We start from the raw sequence: 15,741 nt of genomic DNA, 5'->3' as shown, positions 1-15,741 counted from the left end.
CGGGGCGGCCTCGGCCGGTCGAACGATGGTGCGTCAGTTCACCGCGGATACGTCAGTTCACGGTGTAGCTGTACGGGATCGCGGCGAGCACCGAACCCGTGGTCTGCAGCGCGCTGTTGGCCGTGGCCGTACCGGCCGGGCCGGAGACCAGGTACAGCACGCCGTGCACGGTGCTGCCCTTCGCCCCGGTCGGGGTGATGGTGACCTGCAGGCTGCCGGTCGCGCCGGGCTGGACCACCACGGGCGTCGGCTGCGTGCCGGTGGCGTTCACGGCGGCGGCGAACGGGTCACCGGTGCTGGAACTGAACGCCGGGTCGAACGCCTGGGTGTGCGCGCTCGCCGTCAGGGTGGAGCTGCCGGCCGGGGCGCCGGAGGCCGGGAACGGGCCGATCTGCTGCACGTAGGTGCCCCAGAAGCCCGGGACGATCGGCTGCGAGGCGCTGCCGTTGTCCGTGACCACCGAGATGGTCGAGCCGCCCTGAGCGGCCTTGAGGTCACCGAAGAGGTCCGGCGAACCGGCCGGTCCGGAGAACTCCACCTGCGCGGGGGTGGTGGAGGCGCCCACGCCGGTCAGCGCGGTGGTGCCGGGCGGCACCAGGTAGCCGGGGACCGCGGAGGTCGGGCTGAGCGGCAGCGCGACCGTCGCCGAGGCGCCCAGCGGCACCAGCGGCAGGTCGACCAGCTTGGTCAGCCGGCCGTCCGCCTGCAGCTGCTGGGTGGCCGCGGTGTTGTTGGTGTAGGTCACCGTGACCGTGGTCGCCTTGCCGGCCGCCAGCTTGGTGCGGACGCTGGTGGGCAGGCCGGGCGCGGCGGCCCGGTCCTGGTCGAAGCCGACCGTCCCGGTGTACGACTGGCTGAGCTCGGCACCGCTGACCGGGTTGAGCACGATGACCACGAAGCGCCAGCGGCCGGCCGCCGGGTTGACCGCCGTGGTCGACAGTCCGAGCCCGGTGCCGGTGACGACGCCCTGCCCGTTGATCTGGCCGTTGCTCTCGATGTCCGCCGGGGTCCCGTTCGGACTGATCAGCGCGCCCTGCAGCAGCACGTTCGGGTCCTGACCGAGCGTCAGTCCCACCCGCAGGTCGCGCTTGCCCTTGGGGACGTCGAACGCGTAGGTGAAGCTCTGCGCGGGGGACGAGGCCCGGCCGTTGCCGCCGGTGATCGAGCCGGTGAAGCTGCCGCCGGTGTTCGAGACGTTCACCAGGCTGCGCAGGATGACCGGCACGCTGGTGGTGCGGCCGTTGGAGCTGGCCACGGTGATCGACTCGGCGACGTCACCGCCGGTCGCCGGGGTGGTGAGCTTCACGTGCAGGGTCTTGCTCTGGCCCGGGGCCAGCGTGGTGACCTGCGGGCTGACCCCGCCGGCCGGCACCGCGCGCTGGGTGGCGGTGTCCAGCGAGACCGGACCGGTGAATCCGGCCGTACCCGCCGGGGTGTAGAGGACCGCCGTCCAGGTGCCCGCGACCGGGCTCGGGACGTCCACCACGCCGAAGTTCGGCGAGACCGGGCCACCCTGCGGACGGCTGTTGGTCTCGTAGCGGCCCGACGGGTCGAGCAGCGTCACCCGGACCACCGGGGTGACCGTGGTGTCGCCGTTCTGCTGCGGCGCGCCCTGCCAGGCGATCGACGCGGCCAGCCGGTCGGCGCCGGACGGGACGGTGAAGGTCACCTTGTGCGACACCCAGGGGGCGCCGTTGGTGGCATAGGGGAAGGTCGGGTCGGTGGTCGAGTTCAGCGCCACCGTCTGCTGGGCGTCCGACAGCGGGACGAAGGTCCTGGTGCCGCCGCTGACGGTCTGCGGCTTGCTGCTGGTGTTGGCGACGGTGACGTCCGCGGTGTGGGTCGAACCCGGGTGACCGGTGATGTCGACCTGGCCGGAGGTGACCGCAACGGTCCCGCTCGCGGCGGCGCCCGTGCCCGCCTGGTAGCCCTCGGCGGCCTCGGCGGCCGCACGCACGTTCAGCAGACCCGCGCCCTGCTCCGTGGCCGGCAGGCCGAGGTCCTGGGCGGTTCCGGTCAGCAGGGCCTTGACCACGGCCGGGGTCGGCGAGGCGCCGTGGTGTCCGTTGCGGTACGCCTCGATCACCACCGCGGCGGCACCGGCCGTCAGCGGGGCGGCCTGGCTGGTCCCGCCGAACGACTGGATCGAGGCCGCGCCACCGTTGTAGTTGGTGCACTCGGTGTACTTGGAGGTGTCCGGCGTGCAGAGCGCCCAGTCGGACTCACCGGGAGCCACCAGGTCGACGGTCTTTCCGCCCTGCGTGACACCGCCGGAGGAGAGGGCCGAGATCCGGTTGTCCGCCCAGGTGCCGTTCGAGAAGCCCGCGGCGCCGTAACCGGTCTGCTGGTAGTTCTGGTTGTCCGTCGAGGCCCCGACCGAGATGATCTTGGGGTCGGTCGACGGGGTGCCGATGGTGCCGTTGACGCCGGCGTCACCGCTGGACACCGTGACCGTGACGCCCGCCGCGACCGCCTCGTCGTTGAAGAGCGAGATGGTGTCGTGCGCGCCGCTGTCCGGGACCACGTTGCTGCCGAACGACTCGTTCAGCACGTCGACATGGGCGACCGAGACCGCGTAGTCGATGGCCTGCAGGATCGCCGAGTTGGGGAACAGGTTGCCGCCGGCCTTCAGGGCCACCAGCGAGGCGCCGGGCGCGATGCCCTGGATGCGGATGTTGCAGCCCGCCGGGAGCCCGCGGCTCGCGTTGACGAACTTGGAGACGTCGTAGACCTGGCGGCCCTGCGCGATCATCGCGGACGCGTCACCGAAGGCCTCGGCCGCACCGCTGGGCGTGTCCCAGCCGTCGCCGGAGAAGTCCTGGTGGTCCACGATCGCGTGGGTGCCGTTGGCCCGGACGAAGTCCGGGTTGTTCACGTCCAGGCCGTCCGCGATGTAGGCGACCTTGACGCCGGTGCCGTCGGCCAGCTGGCCGGCGCCCGGGGAACCCGGGGAGCTCGCCGTGTGCGTCGAGTACAGCGCCTCGGGCTCCAGCAGCGGCTTCGCCGGGTCGCTCGGGCAGACCGTGTTGGTGGCGTTCTGCTCGGCGGGCGGCACGGCGGCGTTGGCCGCCCTGGAGGACTGCGCGCTCCTGGGAGCCGTCCCGGCGGAGTTCTTGCCGCGGGCCGCGGCGGTGCTGTCGGCCGGGGGCGTCGGCGGGGTCACCGAGACGGTCTCGTCGAGGACCACGGAGGCGACCGCCGGGTCGGCCGCGAGGGCGGCCCGGAGCGCCGGGCTGACCTTCGCGGAGAAGGCGTTGCCGACGACGAAGCTCTTGATGTCGGTGCCGCCGTTACGCTTCACCTCCGCGATCAGCGGGGCCTGCGCCGCGGCGGTCTGCTGCCTGCGTGCGGCCAGATGCCCGGCGGTGGCCGGGGCACTGGGTATCTGGTCCCTGAGCAGCACGATCACCGGTACCGGCGCACCACTGGCCGAGAGCGTCGAGGCACTCGGTGAGGAGAGCAGCGGAGCACCGTTGGCCGAGGTCCCGAGGCTGAGAACCACGGATGCGGCAGTGAGCGTGACAGCGGCGAACTGTAGTCTGCGCCACTCGGTCATGAACTTCCCTTCGTCTGATCAGACGTCAGGGGGCATACCAGACCCACACGTGCCAATACGGACACATGAACGCCTCTGAAACACCCGTCCCGACAAGCCCCCGTATTCCAGCGCACACAGGACCTCCACCACAACCCCGCTCATCGGCGGGGGTCGCCTCCCCCCGGTCGGTAAGTCGACTGGAAGGAAAGGGCGTTGACACATGTCGACACTGCGGACACGCGGCACGACACAGGAGCTGTTCCCAGCCCTGCTCCTGCATCGCTTCGGATGCGACGGGACGCCGTGCCCTATGCGGTACCGGGACCGTCGAGAAGGCGAAGCAGCACGGCGGCCTCCGCGCGGAGCCGCGCGGCTCGTTCAGCGTGCGCGGGCGTGGTCAACCGCGCTGCAGCCTCCAGTCGCTCGGCAGCCTCGGCGCGCACGACATCCACCACAGTGCGTTCGCTCAGCTCACGCCGCGCTGCTTCGGTGGTGCCGACACCGACCGGCGACTGCTCCAGGGCCATGCCGCGGAGCTCGGCTTCCTCGACGGGCACCGCCTCGGCGTTGCGCGGAGGCGCCTAGACTGCGCCGGGTCGAGGTTCGATCAAGAGGGAGGGATCGTGCGGATTCACAGTGCCCTGCGCCGCAGCGTGGGGCTCGTCGCCGCCGTCGGCTTGTTGGCCGGTCTGGGCGCGGGGGCCGGCACCGCAGCAGCGGCGACGCACGCCGCCGGCGCGCAGCCCCGCGACATCGGCAGTCTCTACGAGGCGATCAACGGTGTTCCGGCACACGTGAAGCGCGGGACATCGATCACCGTGACCATGTGGTACATGGAGCGGTCGCCGGACAGCATCCAGGTGCTGGACGACGGGATCAGTCTCTCGCGCACCGGCGGGGTGCGGGTGGACTGGCTCGATCCGGTGACCAACAAGTGGGAGCCGACCTCGGGCAGCTGGGGCAACGGCAGCTACTACCTGCAGATTCCGTCGAAATCGCGGCTGGTCTACCGGCCGGGCTTCTGGGCGCACGTCTCCGTGCGGATCACGTTCACGAAGAGTGCCCGCCTCGGTGCCTACTACCTGTTCCCCAATGCGCCTTACGGGTATTCGATGCTGGCGAAGTCCGGACGGGAAGACCCGGGGGCCTATATCACGCAGGCCCGGTTCTCCAGTTCGTCGCTGAACCTGCACGCCTGACGACCCTCGGCGCGTGGTGCTGCGGCGGACGCACCCGCGCCGAGGGCACGGCGGATCGACGCGCACGCTGTGAGAAGGGAAATGCATCCACATGGACATCACGGACCGCTCCGCGAGCGAGCAACTGCAGGCCATGGAGCAAGGAGATGTCTCCAGCCTCGAACTGACCACCGCGCACCTGGCGCGCATCGACCGTCATCCGGAAGCCAACGCAGTGGTCACCGTCGACCGCGAGGGTGCGCTGGCCGCAGCCGCAGCCGCAGACAGGCTGCGGGCAGGCGGTCGTCCGGGTGGGGCGCTGCTCGGGCTCCCGATCACCGTCAAGGACTCGCTGGAGACAGCAGGGCTGCGCACCACGTGCGGGGCGACGGATCTGGCCGGACATGTGCCCGAACGTGACGCCGATGCCGTGGCGCGACTGCGTGATGCCGGCGCGGTCATCCTCGGCAAGACCAACACGTCGTCGATGTGCCAGGACATCCAGACCGGCAACCCCCTGTTCGGCACCACACCGAACCCGCACGCACCGGACCGTACGGCCGGTGGCTCGTCGGGCGGAGCGGCTGCCGCCGTGGCGGCTCACCTGAGTGCCCTGGACCTCGGCAGTGACCTTGCCGGCTCGCTGCGCCTGCCGGGCCACTACTGCGGCGTCTACAGCCTGCGTACCAGCTACGGCATCGTGCCGACCCGAGGACACATTCCCCGCCCGCCCGGCTGGCTCACGACGTCGGACATGATGGCCCTCGGTCCTGTCGCACGCAGCGCCGCCGACCTCGAACTCGCCCTCGGCGTGCTGGCAGGTCCGTCGTACGGCGACGGCGCCGCAGGGCGACCGGAGCTGCCCGCTCCCCGTCATCGACAGCTGGGCGACCACCGCTTCGGGATCTGGGCAGACGACCCGTACTGCAGGGTGAGCGCCGAGACCCGCGCTCTGGTCGAGCAGGTGTCCCAGGCGCTGCGCGACAGCGGTGCCGGTGTCAATGACACGGCCCGGCCGGTCAGCATGGCCGAATCCGACCGCCTCTTCCAATCGCTGATGTTCGCCGGTTCCGCCGCCGGCGCGTCCGCCGAAGCATTCGCCGCCGACCTTGCCGCCGCCCAGGACCTGGCACCCGACGACCGCTCTCCGTACGCGACATACCTCAGGGCCCGCACCATGACCCACCGGGAATGGCTGCTGGCCAACGAGGAGCGCGAACGCCTGCGGGGGCAGTGGAACGCCTACTTCGACGAGGTCGACGTCCTGGTCACCCCTGCGGCCCCGACGGTTGCCGTGCCCGATCAGACCGGCTCGCCCCTGCCCCAGCGGTTCATCACCGTGGACGGTGAGCGCCGCGGGTACTGGGAGCAGACCACCTGGCTCAACCTGGCAAGCCTCGTCCGCCTGCCGGCGGCCTCCGTCCCCCTCACCAGCACCTCGGACGGTCTACCCCTCGGTCTCCAGCTGATCGGGCCCCATCTGTCCGACCGCACTCTCGCGCATCTGGCCGGCCTGCTGGCGAGCCGTCTGGCAACAGGTGGCGTAGCCGGGGTGTGAGCCCTGGGGCACGGTTCGGGGCGTGGCCGGCAGGGCCCGGGCCTGGGCCCGCTGGTCAGGCGTGGACGGTACGGCCGCGGTGCAGGCTGCCCCGGACGTCGGCGAATTGCAGGTCCAGCCCGACGCCCTCGCGTTCGGCGTGGATGTGCAGGTGCGGTTCGGTGGTGTTGCCGGAGTTGCCGACCTCGCCGAGCAGGTCCCCGGTGCGGACCGACTGACCCGGGGTCACCGCGACGGTTCCGGGCCGCAGATGGGCGAGCTTGACCGTCTCGGCGCCCGTGTCGATGAAGACGTGGTTGCCGTAGAGCGGCCCGTACCGGATCACGCCCGGAACCTGGTCCTCCACGCCGTCGACCGCGGAGACGACCCGCCCGTCGCAGGGGGCGTACACCTTGGCCCCGTAGGCGAGGTAGGAGTCGAGGCGGTCGACGGCCCCGCGCCGGCTGCCGGCGGCGCCCACCCGCACGATGTCCAGGGCGCCGCGCTGCTCCGGCACCCCGAAGTGGTGGTTGAGCAGGCGTCCGCCGCCCTGGCCGACGTACCAGTTCCCGCGCAGCGGGAACCGGATCGGCGCTGTCACGGCGACGCCCCACCGGTGCCGCCGGGACCAGAGCAGCGCCCCCGTCGTCAGGCACAGCATCGCCCCGCCGGCAGCCACGTCGGCGGCACCGTTGCCGACGTCCAGTCCGGGCAGCCGGCACGCCGACCCGAGCGCGACCAGGCCCGCCGCTTCGACCGGGCGGCGGATCCACCACGGCTCCTCGGTGAGGAAGGAGTAGCCCTCGAGCAGCACATAGCCGGACGCGACGAGGAGGAGCGAGCCGATCCATCCGGTGACGCTCGCGGCATCCCAGCACAGGTCGATCCAGTAGCAGCACAGGGCGCCGAAGACTGCCACCGCCAGCCGGCGGCGCCACCGTTCGCTGCGTCCGTACCCCTGATCACCCCGGGCGATCATCAGGCCCACCAGCACCCCGGCGGAATCGACCTGCGCCCAGGCCAGGACCTGCCCGGACGGCCCGCAGACGAGGAGTCCCCCGGGGGAGTCACGCACCTCGTCGATACCGCCGAGCCGCTCCCGGGTGGCGTCCACGATCCGGCGCAGCCGGTCATGGCCGCTCAGCTCCACGGCCAGGGGCGCGAGTTCGCTCCAGTCGTCCGGGTCCGCGCACAGGAACGCGTACAGTGCGGCGATCTCACCGCGGCGGTCAGGCCCGCGCATGCTGTCTGTCCTCCGAGTCCATGGCGTCGTCCGCCCCGGCCGGGGCCGGGGCCGCCGGTGCCGGGGATTCTGCCACGAGCCGCCCACGACGGGCCGCGACCTCCGCCGCAGCCTCAAGGTTTGCTTAAGCCCGGCCTCCACAACCTTTCGCTACCGCGAGGAATGCATCCCGGCAATGATTCAAACGACGGTTCGACCCGGGTTCCACGACTCGGATACGGGGCCCTTCGTTTCACTCGCCGCGGAGCCACGAAGGCGGCGGCTTCTCCAGCCTGCATGATCGACGGGAGAGCGATACACGTGAGCATCCTGCTCGTACACAAGAGAGCCGGTCAGCGGCGTCATCACCCTCAGCGAGTTCTGCGTTCCGACCGCCGCCGCGATCGCCGCCCGGCTGGGCGTGCCGTCGGTCAGCGAGCAGACCGCCTACACCGCCCGGGACAAGTTCGCGATGCGCAGCGCGTTCGCCGCGGCCGGGGACGTGCCCCAGCCGAAGTTCGCTCTGGTCAACGACGTCCGGCAGGCCGCCGAACAAGCGGAGCGGTTCGGCTACCCGGTGATCATCAAACCGGTCATCGGCTGTCACAGCATGTTCGTGCAGAAGATCCACGACGCGGGGGAGTTGGCCGCAGCGTTTCCGGAGATCCAGCGGGGTGCCTGGGAGGGGTTCACCTTCGACCCGCTGCACGAGCAGACCCGGAGCCGTTACGACGGCGGCATCCTGATCGAGGAGTTCGTCGGAGGTACCGAGATCAGCGTGGAATCGCTGATCGTCGACGGCGTGACGCACTCGATCGCGATCCACGACAAGCCGCTGCCGCAGGGCACGCCGTTCGTGCGCGGGCGGCGGCGACGGCAGTGAGGCGGAGCCGCTCTTCCGGGCGCACGAGGCCGGCAAGACACCGCTCTACACGCCGCTGGACGGACTGCTCCCACCACGCTCCCACCATCGGCCGCTGCCAGCCTCGATCGGCAGACTGCGCCACTGCAGGCCCGGGGGCGTAGTCGTCCACATCAGCAGGGCTTCACAGACCGGCCCTGACGAACGGGCTCGGACCGTTTCCCACGACGGATATGGTGGAGGTACCATAACCCTATGGCTCTGAAGAAGACCACCGTCATGGTGGACGAAGATGATCTCGCACTCATCAAGGAAGCCGCAGCACGCGAGGCCCGGCCCGAGTCGGAATACTTCCGCGAGGCATTCCACATCGCCGCGCTGCGAACCCGCCGCTGGGACGACGACTGGGACATCCCGCTTCTCGACTTTGGGCACCCGGTCAGCGACGTGGAGATCCATCAGGCCGTGAGCGACGCGGCGGCGAACCCGGAGTGATCATCATCGGCGACACCTCCGGTCTGGTGGCCGCCCTCAACATCTCAGACCCCGAGCACGAGGCCGCCCGTACTGCCTTGCGGAAGGCCGCCCTCACCGTCGTATCCCCATTGGTACTGCTGGAGATCGAGCACATCACGACAAGGAACGTCGGCCGGAAAGCGGCACTCGCAGTCAACGACTGGCTACTGCACCAGGAGCAGACCGGACGAGTAGCAGTGCCCGAATTGCCTGCCGCCACCTTGCGCAAAGCCCGCAAGATCCAGGACCGCTACGCGGCCCTGCGACTCGACCTGGCCGACGCCGTAAACGTCCTCCTCGCCGAGCAGTTCGAGACCGAGGCCATCCTCACCCTCGACCGCCGGGACTTCCGCGCCATCACGCCATTGACTGGGAAGCACGGATTTCGGCTACTGCCCGACGACCTGTAACCCTGTGCGACCCCGTCGCCCAGCGGCCCCGGACAGACCTTACGAGTGGCCAAAAATGATCACAGGGAGACCGACTGTGGCGACCGCGCCACACGGGGAAGATCGCCTTGGCCCGCGAGACGCCCGAACTCGTCGCCGCCCACTTCCCCGACCACGCCGTGCACACCGTCGGCGACGCCGCCTACACCGGCGAACACCTCCGCGCTCCACGAACTCCCACCCCCGCGCACGGGGAAGAAGGGCCGCCCGCGGACCAGCGAACCACGCCTGGGCATCGCGGCCGACCTCCCTCAACTACTGGACTGGCGCCGCGTCAAGGTCCACCGCTACGGCCGCACCGACACCATCCTGATCGCCGACATCCAGGGCTACTACACCCCCTTAACCACTAGGGTCGCCTGCTCCCGCCGTTCCCCGGCGCGGTGGGAGCCCAGACGCCAGATGGATCGCTCACAGTAGGTAGCCGAGGGCAATCCAGAGCACCGAGACGCCGTGTGCCTATCTCGCCGGAAGCACCCGCGTCTGACTGTACCCAGTCGGCGACCGCCGGCTCATCCTGACGATCAGTCAGGATGACAAAGAGTTACCCAGGAGGGCCCTGCGTCGGCTGCCGACCCGTGCATCGCTAGGATCACACCGAATCAACCGAGCGAATTCACGCGGGGTCCACGATGAAGCATGTACGTCTCGGTATCGCAGCCAGCGCCGCGGCAATCGTCCTCGCACTCATGCCCAGCGGCGCCGGGGCAGCGGCGCGCAACCAGCAGACCCCCGCCTCCAGTTGCTCGGACCACAGCCTTGCGGCTCCCAATCAAAGCCTCAACCCCCTTCCGACCGCCCGCAGAGCCGGCCAGAAGATCGACATCTTCGCGCCTGTGCACAACACGCAGTCCACAACCCGCTACAACACCTTGTTCTACTTGCAGCTCGCATACGCCGACGCGGGTACAGGCCATGTCAGTGGCACCCCTACGGTGTGGTGGCGCGTCGACCACGGGCCGTGGAAGCTGATCCACTTCACCTTCCACCGAGGCCGGCACAACGTCAACGCGCCTTACTGGGACACCAGCGAACTCCCGATGGGCACCTTTGCAGCCCACCAGACCAAGACCGTGGAGATCTCCACCAGCTTCTCCGCCCTGTCCAGCAACGGCAGCTACTTCGGCTACGAGGGCTTCTCGATCCCCTCCTGCCAGCCGGGCGGCCCGTGGTACCAGGGCACATCCTCTTTCAGCCTGTACTACCAGCCCTCATCCCGACGCTAAGAATGTTCTGAAGATCTTGAGAGGGGGCTGCCCAGCCGTGGGCCGGGGAGCCCTCTTCGTCATGGGGTGGGGGTGATCATCCAGGCGCCGATGGTGTGGTCGAGCCAGAAACAGCGGCCGGACCAGATCAGCTGCGACGGAACCCGCCATCCATACCAGGCAGCAGCCGCCTTCGCCCCTTCAACAAGCCAGAGCCCGCACTTGAGGCAGACCGAGCGGCTGAAGCCGGCTCGGACAGGGGCACCACGAAACGATCTTGCACCCGCGCTCCCGCCACGGGCGCAAAAACGACCAGGGCCTCCCCGCCGCAGCGAGAAAGCCCTGGTCGAACTACCTTTGGAATGTGCGCCGCCAGGGACTCGAACCCCGGACCCGCTGATTAAGAGTCAGCTGCTCTAACCAACTGAGCTAGCGGCGCATGGTGCCCGACTGTTGCTTGCGCTCTTGCCTGGGCACGACTGAAATTCTACCTGACCTGCGAGGGTGCTGATGACCATCCCCGGGTGAACGGGGCACCGGGGGAACGGGGGGGAGGGGAGCGGGCGGGAACAGATCGGGGCGGGGGGCGGTTGGCAGGCCTGTCGGGGTGTTCCACGCCGACGCGGGACGGCCCAGCCCTGGACGCGACCGTGCCAGGGCCGGCCTGGACCAGCACCGCCCAGCCAGCCCAGCCCAGAAGAGCACCAGACCCGCCCAGCCGCAGCCGTACCCGTGGGAGCACCGCCGTGAGCCACCTCGACCCGACCGCCGTCCCCCCGCTCGCCGCACAGATCCCCGGGCGGGCGCGCGGGAGCGCGGAGACGCCGCTGTCGATCCTCGACCTGGCCACCGTGGGGCAGGGCTACACCCCGAGCCAGGCGCTGGCCGCAACGACCGAGCTGGCCCGCAAGGCGGAGGAGTGGGGCTACCACCGCTTCTGGGTGGCCGAGCATCACGGGATGCCCGGCGTCGCCAGCTCCGCGCCGGCGGTGCTGCTGGCGCACCTGGCCGCCGCCACCCGCACCATCCGGCTCGGCTCGGGCGGGGTGATGCTGCCCAACCACGCGCCGCTGGTGATAGCCGAGCAGTTCGGCACCCTGCACGCGCTGCACCCCGGGCGGATCGACCTCGGCCTCGGCCGGGCCCCCGGCACCGACCCGGCGACCGCACGCGCGCTGCGGCGCGGCGTCCTGGACGAGACCGCCGAGGAGTTCCCGCAGCAGCTCAGCGAGCTGACCCGGTTCCTGGACGCCGACTTCCCGGCGGGCCACCCGTACCAGCGGCTGCGGGCGGTCCCGGGTGAGGCCAGTGTGCCCGGGGGCGGGCGGCCGCCGGTCTGGCTGCTGGGGTCGTCCGGGTTCAGCGCGCAGCTGGCCGGGCGGCTCGGCCTGCCGTTCGCCTTCGCGCACCATTTCAGCGCGGGCAACACCGTCCCGGCGCTCGACCTGTACCGGGAGTCGTTCCGGCCCTCCGCCGTGCTGTCCGAGCCGTACACGCTGATCGGCGTGGGTGCGGTCGCCGCCGACACGGCGGAGCAGGCGCGGCGGCTGGCGGGGTCGGGCGCACTGGCGATGCTGCGGCTGCGGCGCGGGGTGCCGGGCCTGGTGCCGACACCGGAGGAGGCGGAGACGCACCCCTACACCGCCCCGGAGCGCGAGTTCGTCGACGCCTGGCTGGCCAACGTTGTCCTCGGCGAGCCGGAGCAGGTCCGGGTGGGGCTGAACGACCTGCGCAAGCGCACCGGAGCCGACGAGCTCATGATCACCAGCAACATCCACGGCCACGAGGCCCGGCACCGCTCGTACCAGCTCATCGCGCAGGCCTACGGACTGCTGGGGTGACCCTGCTCTCCCGCTCTGGCTCTCCTGCCTCCCCCGGCTCCCCCGTTCAGGAGCTGACGGACGATCGGCTGCAGGAGGCCGGGGTGCGGCTGCTGCTGAAGCGCGACGACCTGCTGCACCCCACCGTGCCCGGCAACAAGTGGCGCAAGCTGCTGCCGAACCTGGCCGCCGCCCGGGCGGCCGGGCAGGACGCGGTGCTGACCTTCGGCGGCGCGTACTCCAACCACCTCCGCGCGACCGCCGCCGCCGGACGGGAGGCCGGCCTGCGCACGATCGGCGTGGTACGCGGCGACGAGCTGCGGGACCGCCCGCTGAATCCCTCACTGGCCCAGGCCGCGGCCTGGGGCATGGAGCTCGACTTCCTCGACCGGACCACCTGGCGGGCCCGGATGTCCGAGGCCGTTCTGGACTCGCTGCTCCGGCGGCACGGCGTCGCGCTGGTCGTCCCCGAGGGCGGGAGCAACGCCCTCGGGGTACGCGGATGCGTGGCCCTGGGCCGGGAGCTGGCGGACAGCGGCGCGGATCTGGTCTGCTGCTCGGTCGGCACCGGCGGCACCCTGGCCGGTCTGGCCGCCGGTCTCGGCACCGGGCAGCGCGCGGTGGGCTTCGCCGCACTGACACACGCCCCACTCGACACCGAGACCGAGGCGCTGCAGCAGCGGGCCTTCGGCGGCTGTACCCCCAACTGGCGTATCGAGGACGGCTTCTGCTTCGGCGGGTACGGACGCACGACGCCGGAGCTGACCGCCTTCGCCGCCGACTTCCGCTCCCGGCACGGCATCTCACTGGACCTCAGCTACGAGGCCAAGACCCTGTTTGGCGTCTACGCCGGACTGGGCGCCGGAGACTTCGCGCCGGGGACGACGGTGGCGGTGGTGCTCGCGGGCTGAACGGGACGCGCGGAGGAGGAAGCGGCAGCGGAATTGGTCTAGTCCTAGGTCTAGTCCATCCTATTGACGCACTGTGGACATCTCAAGCACTCTGGGCACTGGTACAGACCTCTACCTTCCTCTCCCCCACGAGGAGTCCCAGGTGTTCCGCACAACCCACTCCCGCGCCCTGGCGGCTATAGCGGCGGGCGGCCTCGCCGCCGCCGGGCTCGTCGCCACGATCGGCGGCAGCGCCCAGGCAGGCGTCACCGGCACCAACAGTTCCGGCGTCACCACCACCGCCGCCCTCGGCAGCAACTGGTACGCCGCCGCCCCGTATCTGATGCCGCTCGACAACAACCCGCCGAACCCGACCGACGTCATGGCGGCAACCGGCCTCAAGGCCTTCCAGCTGGCCTTCGTACTCGCCCCCAACGGCGGTGGCTGCAGCCCGACCTGGGGCGGGACCGCACCGGTGTCCAGCGACACCGCGGTCGCCTCGACCATCGACTCCATCCGCGCGGCCGGCGGCGACGTCTCGGTCTCCATCGGCGGCTACGGCGGCACCAAGCTCGGCCAGACCTGCGGCACCCCGGCCGCAACTGCCGCCGCGTACCAGCAGGTCATCGACAAGTACTCGCTGCACGCGATCGACTTCGACCTGGAGGAGCCGGAGTACGAGAACACCGCCGCAGTCGCCAACGAGATCGGCGCGGCGCAGATCCTGCAGCAGAACAACCCGGGCCTGTACGTCTCGGTGACCACGCCCGGGACCGCCGCCGGCACCGGCTGGTTCGGCCAGCAGATGCTCAACCAGGCGAAGACGGACGGCTTCACGCCGAACAACTTCTCCATCATGCCGTTCGACGGCGGCTTCAGCGGGGCGGCCTCGCAGATCTCGGCACTGCAGGCGTTCAACACGCTCTTGATGAACACCTTCGGCTGGAGCTCGGCGACCGCGTACGCCCACGAGGGCATCTCCATGATGAACGGGCGCAGTGACAGCGGCGAGTACTTCTACCAGTCGGACTTCCAGTCGGTGCTGAACTTCGCGACCAGCAACGGCCTGGCCCGCTACACCAACTGGTCAGTGAACCGCGACCGGCAGTGCACCCCGCCGGACAACAACGGCCAGACGTCCGGGACCTGCAGCAGCGTGACGCAACAGCCGTGGGACTTCACCAAGTTCAGCGTGCAGTTCGCCGGGGCGACGCCGCCGACCACCCCGCCCACCACCACGCCGCCGACCGGCGGCACGGGTGGCGGAACCGGCGGTGGCACCGGCGGTGGCACGGGCGGCAGTTGCACGGCCGCGCCGTGGACCTCCGGTGTCGCCTACAACGGCGGTGCGGTCGTCAGCTACAACGGCCACCAGTGGACCGCCAAGTGGTGGACCGAGAACGACATCCCTGGCGGCCCGGCCGGGGTGTGGACCGACAACGGTGCCTGCTGACACGCCGGTTGACACATCTGCACTGACAGGTATGCGCTGACGGGCGCGAACTGACGGTACGTGGGACGGGCGCGGAGTGCTGCTGGACAGCAGCGCTCCGCGCTCCTCAGCGTCGGCCGTCGGCTTGGGCGGTCCTCAGCTGTGCCAGCTGACCGGCGAGTTGTAGCCGATCCGGCGCTCGGGGCGCTGCCAGCGGGCCAGATCCTGCGCCTTGCCGAAGCCCCCGGAACCCGGCTGGTTGGCGGCTCGGGCGAGGAGGACGGCGGTCAGGGCGGCGAGTTCCTCGGCGGCGAGGTGGCCCTTGACGACCCGGACCACGGCGGCGGTCCCGGCGGCGGCATCGGTCGGCGCGGCATCGGTGGTGGTGTCGGTGGTAGTCGTGGGTTCGAGGACGGTGGTCATGTCTGCTGCCTCCGGTTACTGGGGCGGGTTGCCGTGTTACTGGGGCGGGTTGCCGTGCTTGCGCGCGGGAAGATCGGCATGCTTGGTCCGCAGCATCTGCAACGCCCGGATCAGCGTGTACCGGGTGGCCGCCGGATCGATCACGTCATCGACCAGACCCCGCTCAGCCGCGTAGTACGGATGCATCAACTCGTCCTTGTACTGCTTCACCATCTGCGCCCGCATCACCTCCGGATCCGGCGCCTCCGCGATCTGACGCCGGAAGATCACATTCGCCGCACCCTCCGCCCCCATCACCGCGATCTCGTTCGTCGGCCACGCATACGACAGATCCGCCCCCACACTGCGCGAATCCATCACGATGTACGCCCCCCCGTACGCCTTCCGCAGAATCAACTGAATCCGCGGCACCGTCGCGTTGCAGTACGCGTACAACAGCTTCGCCCCGTGCCGGATGATCCCCCCGTGCTCCTGATCCACCCCCGGCAGGAACCCCGGCACATCCAGCATCGTCACCAACGGAATATTGAACGCGTCACACATCTGCACAAACCGCGCCGCCTTCTCCGACGCGTGGATGTCCAGCACCCCCGCCAACGACTGCGGCTGATTCGCCACAACCCCCACCACCTGACCGTCCAACCGCGTCAACGCACAGATCACATTCGT

13 protein-coding genes, 1 tRNA gene and 1 pseudogene are annotated in these 15,741 nt (G+C 70.4%); 9 read left to right on the top strand and 6 right to left on the bottom strand.

What is annotated here, in order from left to right:
- Positions 1-52 precede the first annotated feature (52 nt).
- Both ABH925_RS06420 and ABH925_RS06415 read right to left on the bottom strand, forming a co-directional pair.
- The gene (locus ABH925_RS06420) at positions 53-3,502 is read right to left on the bottom strand and encodes a S8 family serine peptidase (RefSeq protein ID WP_370146014.1); all 3,450 of its coding nucleotides are present in this window, start codon (positions 3,500-3,502) and stop codon (positions 53-55) included.
- A gap of 344 nt (positions 3,503-3,846) precedes the next feature.
- Positions 3,847-4,107, bottom strand: a pseudogene (locus ABH925_RS06415) (hypothetical protein); the annotation flags it as partial.
- Between the two features lie 84 nt (positions 4,108-4,191).
- Between ABH925_RS06415 and ABH925_RS06410 the strand changes: the two are divergent.
- Positions 4,192-4,737, top strand: a complete 546-nt coding sequence (locus tag ABH925_RS06410; RefSeq protein ID WP_370146013.1) for a hypothetical protein — start codon at positions 4,192-4,194, stop codon at positions 4,735-4,737.
- Between the two features lie 91 nt (positions 4,738-4,828).
- Positions 4,829-6,274, top strand: a complete 1,446-nt coding sequence (locus ABH925_RS06405; RefSeq protein ID WP_370146012.1) for an amidase — start codon at positions 4,829-4,831, stop codon at positions 6,272-6,274.
- Positions 6,275-6,329: 55 nt separating this feature from the next.
- Here the strand turns inward: ABH925_RS06405 and ABH925_RS06400 are convergent, their stop codons facing one another.
- The gene (locus ABH925_RS06400; protein WP_370146007.1) at positions 6,330-7,496 is read right to left on the bottom strand and encodes a M23 family metallopeptidase; all 1,167 of its coding nucleotides are present in this window, start codon (positions 7,494-7,496) and stop codon (positions 6,330-6,332) included.
- Positions 7,497-7,896: 400 nt separating this feature from the next.
- On the opposite strand from ABH925_RS06400, the gene ABH925_RS06395 reads away from it, so the two are divergent.
- The 4 genes from ABH925_RS06395 to ABH925_RS06380 all read left to right on the top strand — a co-directional run bounded on the left by ABH925_RS06395 (position 7,897) and on the right by ABH925_RS06380 (position 10,528).
- Complete coding sequence (locus ABH925_RS06395) at positions 7,897-8,358, top strand: acetyl-CoA carboxylase biotin carboxylase subunit family protein (protein WP_370146004.1); 462 nt, start codon at positions 7,897-7,899, stop codon at positions 8,356-8,358.
- A gap of 234 nt (positions 8,359-8,592) precedes the next feature.
- The gene (locus tag ABH925_RS06390; RefSeq protein ID WP_370146001.1) at positions 8,593-8,832 is read left to right on the top strand and encodes a CopG family transcriptional regulator; all 240 of its coding nucleotides are present in this window, start codon (positions 8,593-8,595) and stop codon (positions 8,830-8,832) included.
- Positions 8,829-9,263 (top strand): PIN domain-containing protein, encoded by a 435-nt coding sequence (locus ABH925_RS06385; protein WP_370145999.1) that lies wholly within the window; start codon positions 8,829-8,831, stop codon positions 9,261-9,263. Before ABH925_RS06390 ends, ABH925_RS06385 begins: the two co-directional genes overlap by 4 nt.
- 671 nt (positions 9,264-9,934) lie before the next feature.
- Positions 9,935-10,528, top strand: a complete 594-nt coding sequence (locus ABH925_RS06380) for a hypothetical protein (protein ID WP_370145996.1) — start codon at positions 9,935-9,937, stop codon at positions 10,526-10,528.
- 344 nt (positions 10,529-10,872) lie between these two features.
- Here the strand turns inward: ABH925_RS06380 and ABH925_RS06375 are convergent.
- Positions 10,873-10,946 (bottom strand) — tRNA-Lys (locus ABH925_RS06375).
- Positions 10,947-11,253: 307 nt separating this feature from the next.
- On the opposite strand from ABH925_RS06375, the gene ABH925_RS06370 reads away from it, so the two are divergent.
- The 3 genes from ABH925_RS06370 (at position 11,254) to ABH925_RS06360 (ending at position 14,670) form a co-directional block, all read left to right on the top strand.
- Positions 11,254-12,348, top strand: a complete 1,095-nt coding sequence (locus tag ABH925_RS06370) for an LLM class flavin-dependent oxidoreductase (protein WP_370145994.1) — start codon at positions 11,254-11,256, stop codon at positions 12,346-12,348.
- Positions 12,345-13,238, top strand: a complete 894-nt coding sequence (locus tag ABH925_RS06365) for a 1-aminocyclopropane-1-carboxylate deaminase/D-cysteine desulfhydrase (protein ID WP_370145991.1) — start codon at positions 12,345-12,347, stop codon at positions 13,236-13,238. Before ABH925_RS06370 ends, ABH925_RS06365 begins: the two co-directional genes overlap by 4 nt.
- Before the next feature lie 142 nt (positions 13,239-13,380).
- Complete coding sequence (locus ABH925_RS06360) at positions 13,381-14,670, top strand: chitinase (RefSeq protein WP_370145988.1); 1,290 nt, start codon at positions 13,381-13,383, stop codon at positions 14,668-14,670.
- Between the two features lie 135 nt (positions 14,671-14,805).
- On the opposite strand, the gene ABH925_RS06355 is transcribed toward ABH925_RS06360, so the two are convergent.
- Positions 14,806-15,072, bottom strand: a complete 267-nt coding sequence (locus ABH925_RS06355; protein ID WP_370145986.1) for an acyl-CoA carboxylase epsilon subunit — start codon at positions 15,070-15,072, stop codon at positions 14,806-14,808.
- Between the two features lie 36 nt (positions 15,073-15,108).
- On the bottom strand, positions 15,109-15,741 hold a 633-nt coding region (locus tag ABH925_RS06350; RefSeq protein ID WP_370145983.1), incomplete at its 5' end, for a carboxyl transferase domain-containing protein.

This window comes from Streptacidiphilus sp. EB129, from assembly GCF_041262645.1.
GTDB lineage: Bacteria > Actinomycetota > Actinomycetes > Streptomycetales > Streptomycetaceae > Streptacidiphilus.
Note: the sequence above shows the minus strand (reverse complement) of the source record. Positions and strands in the feature narration are given on the sequence as shown.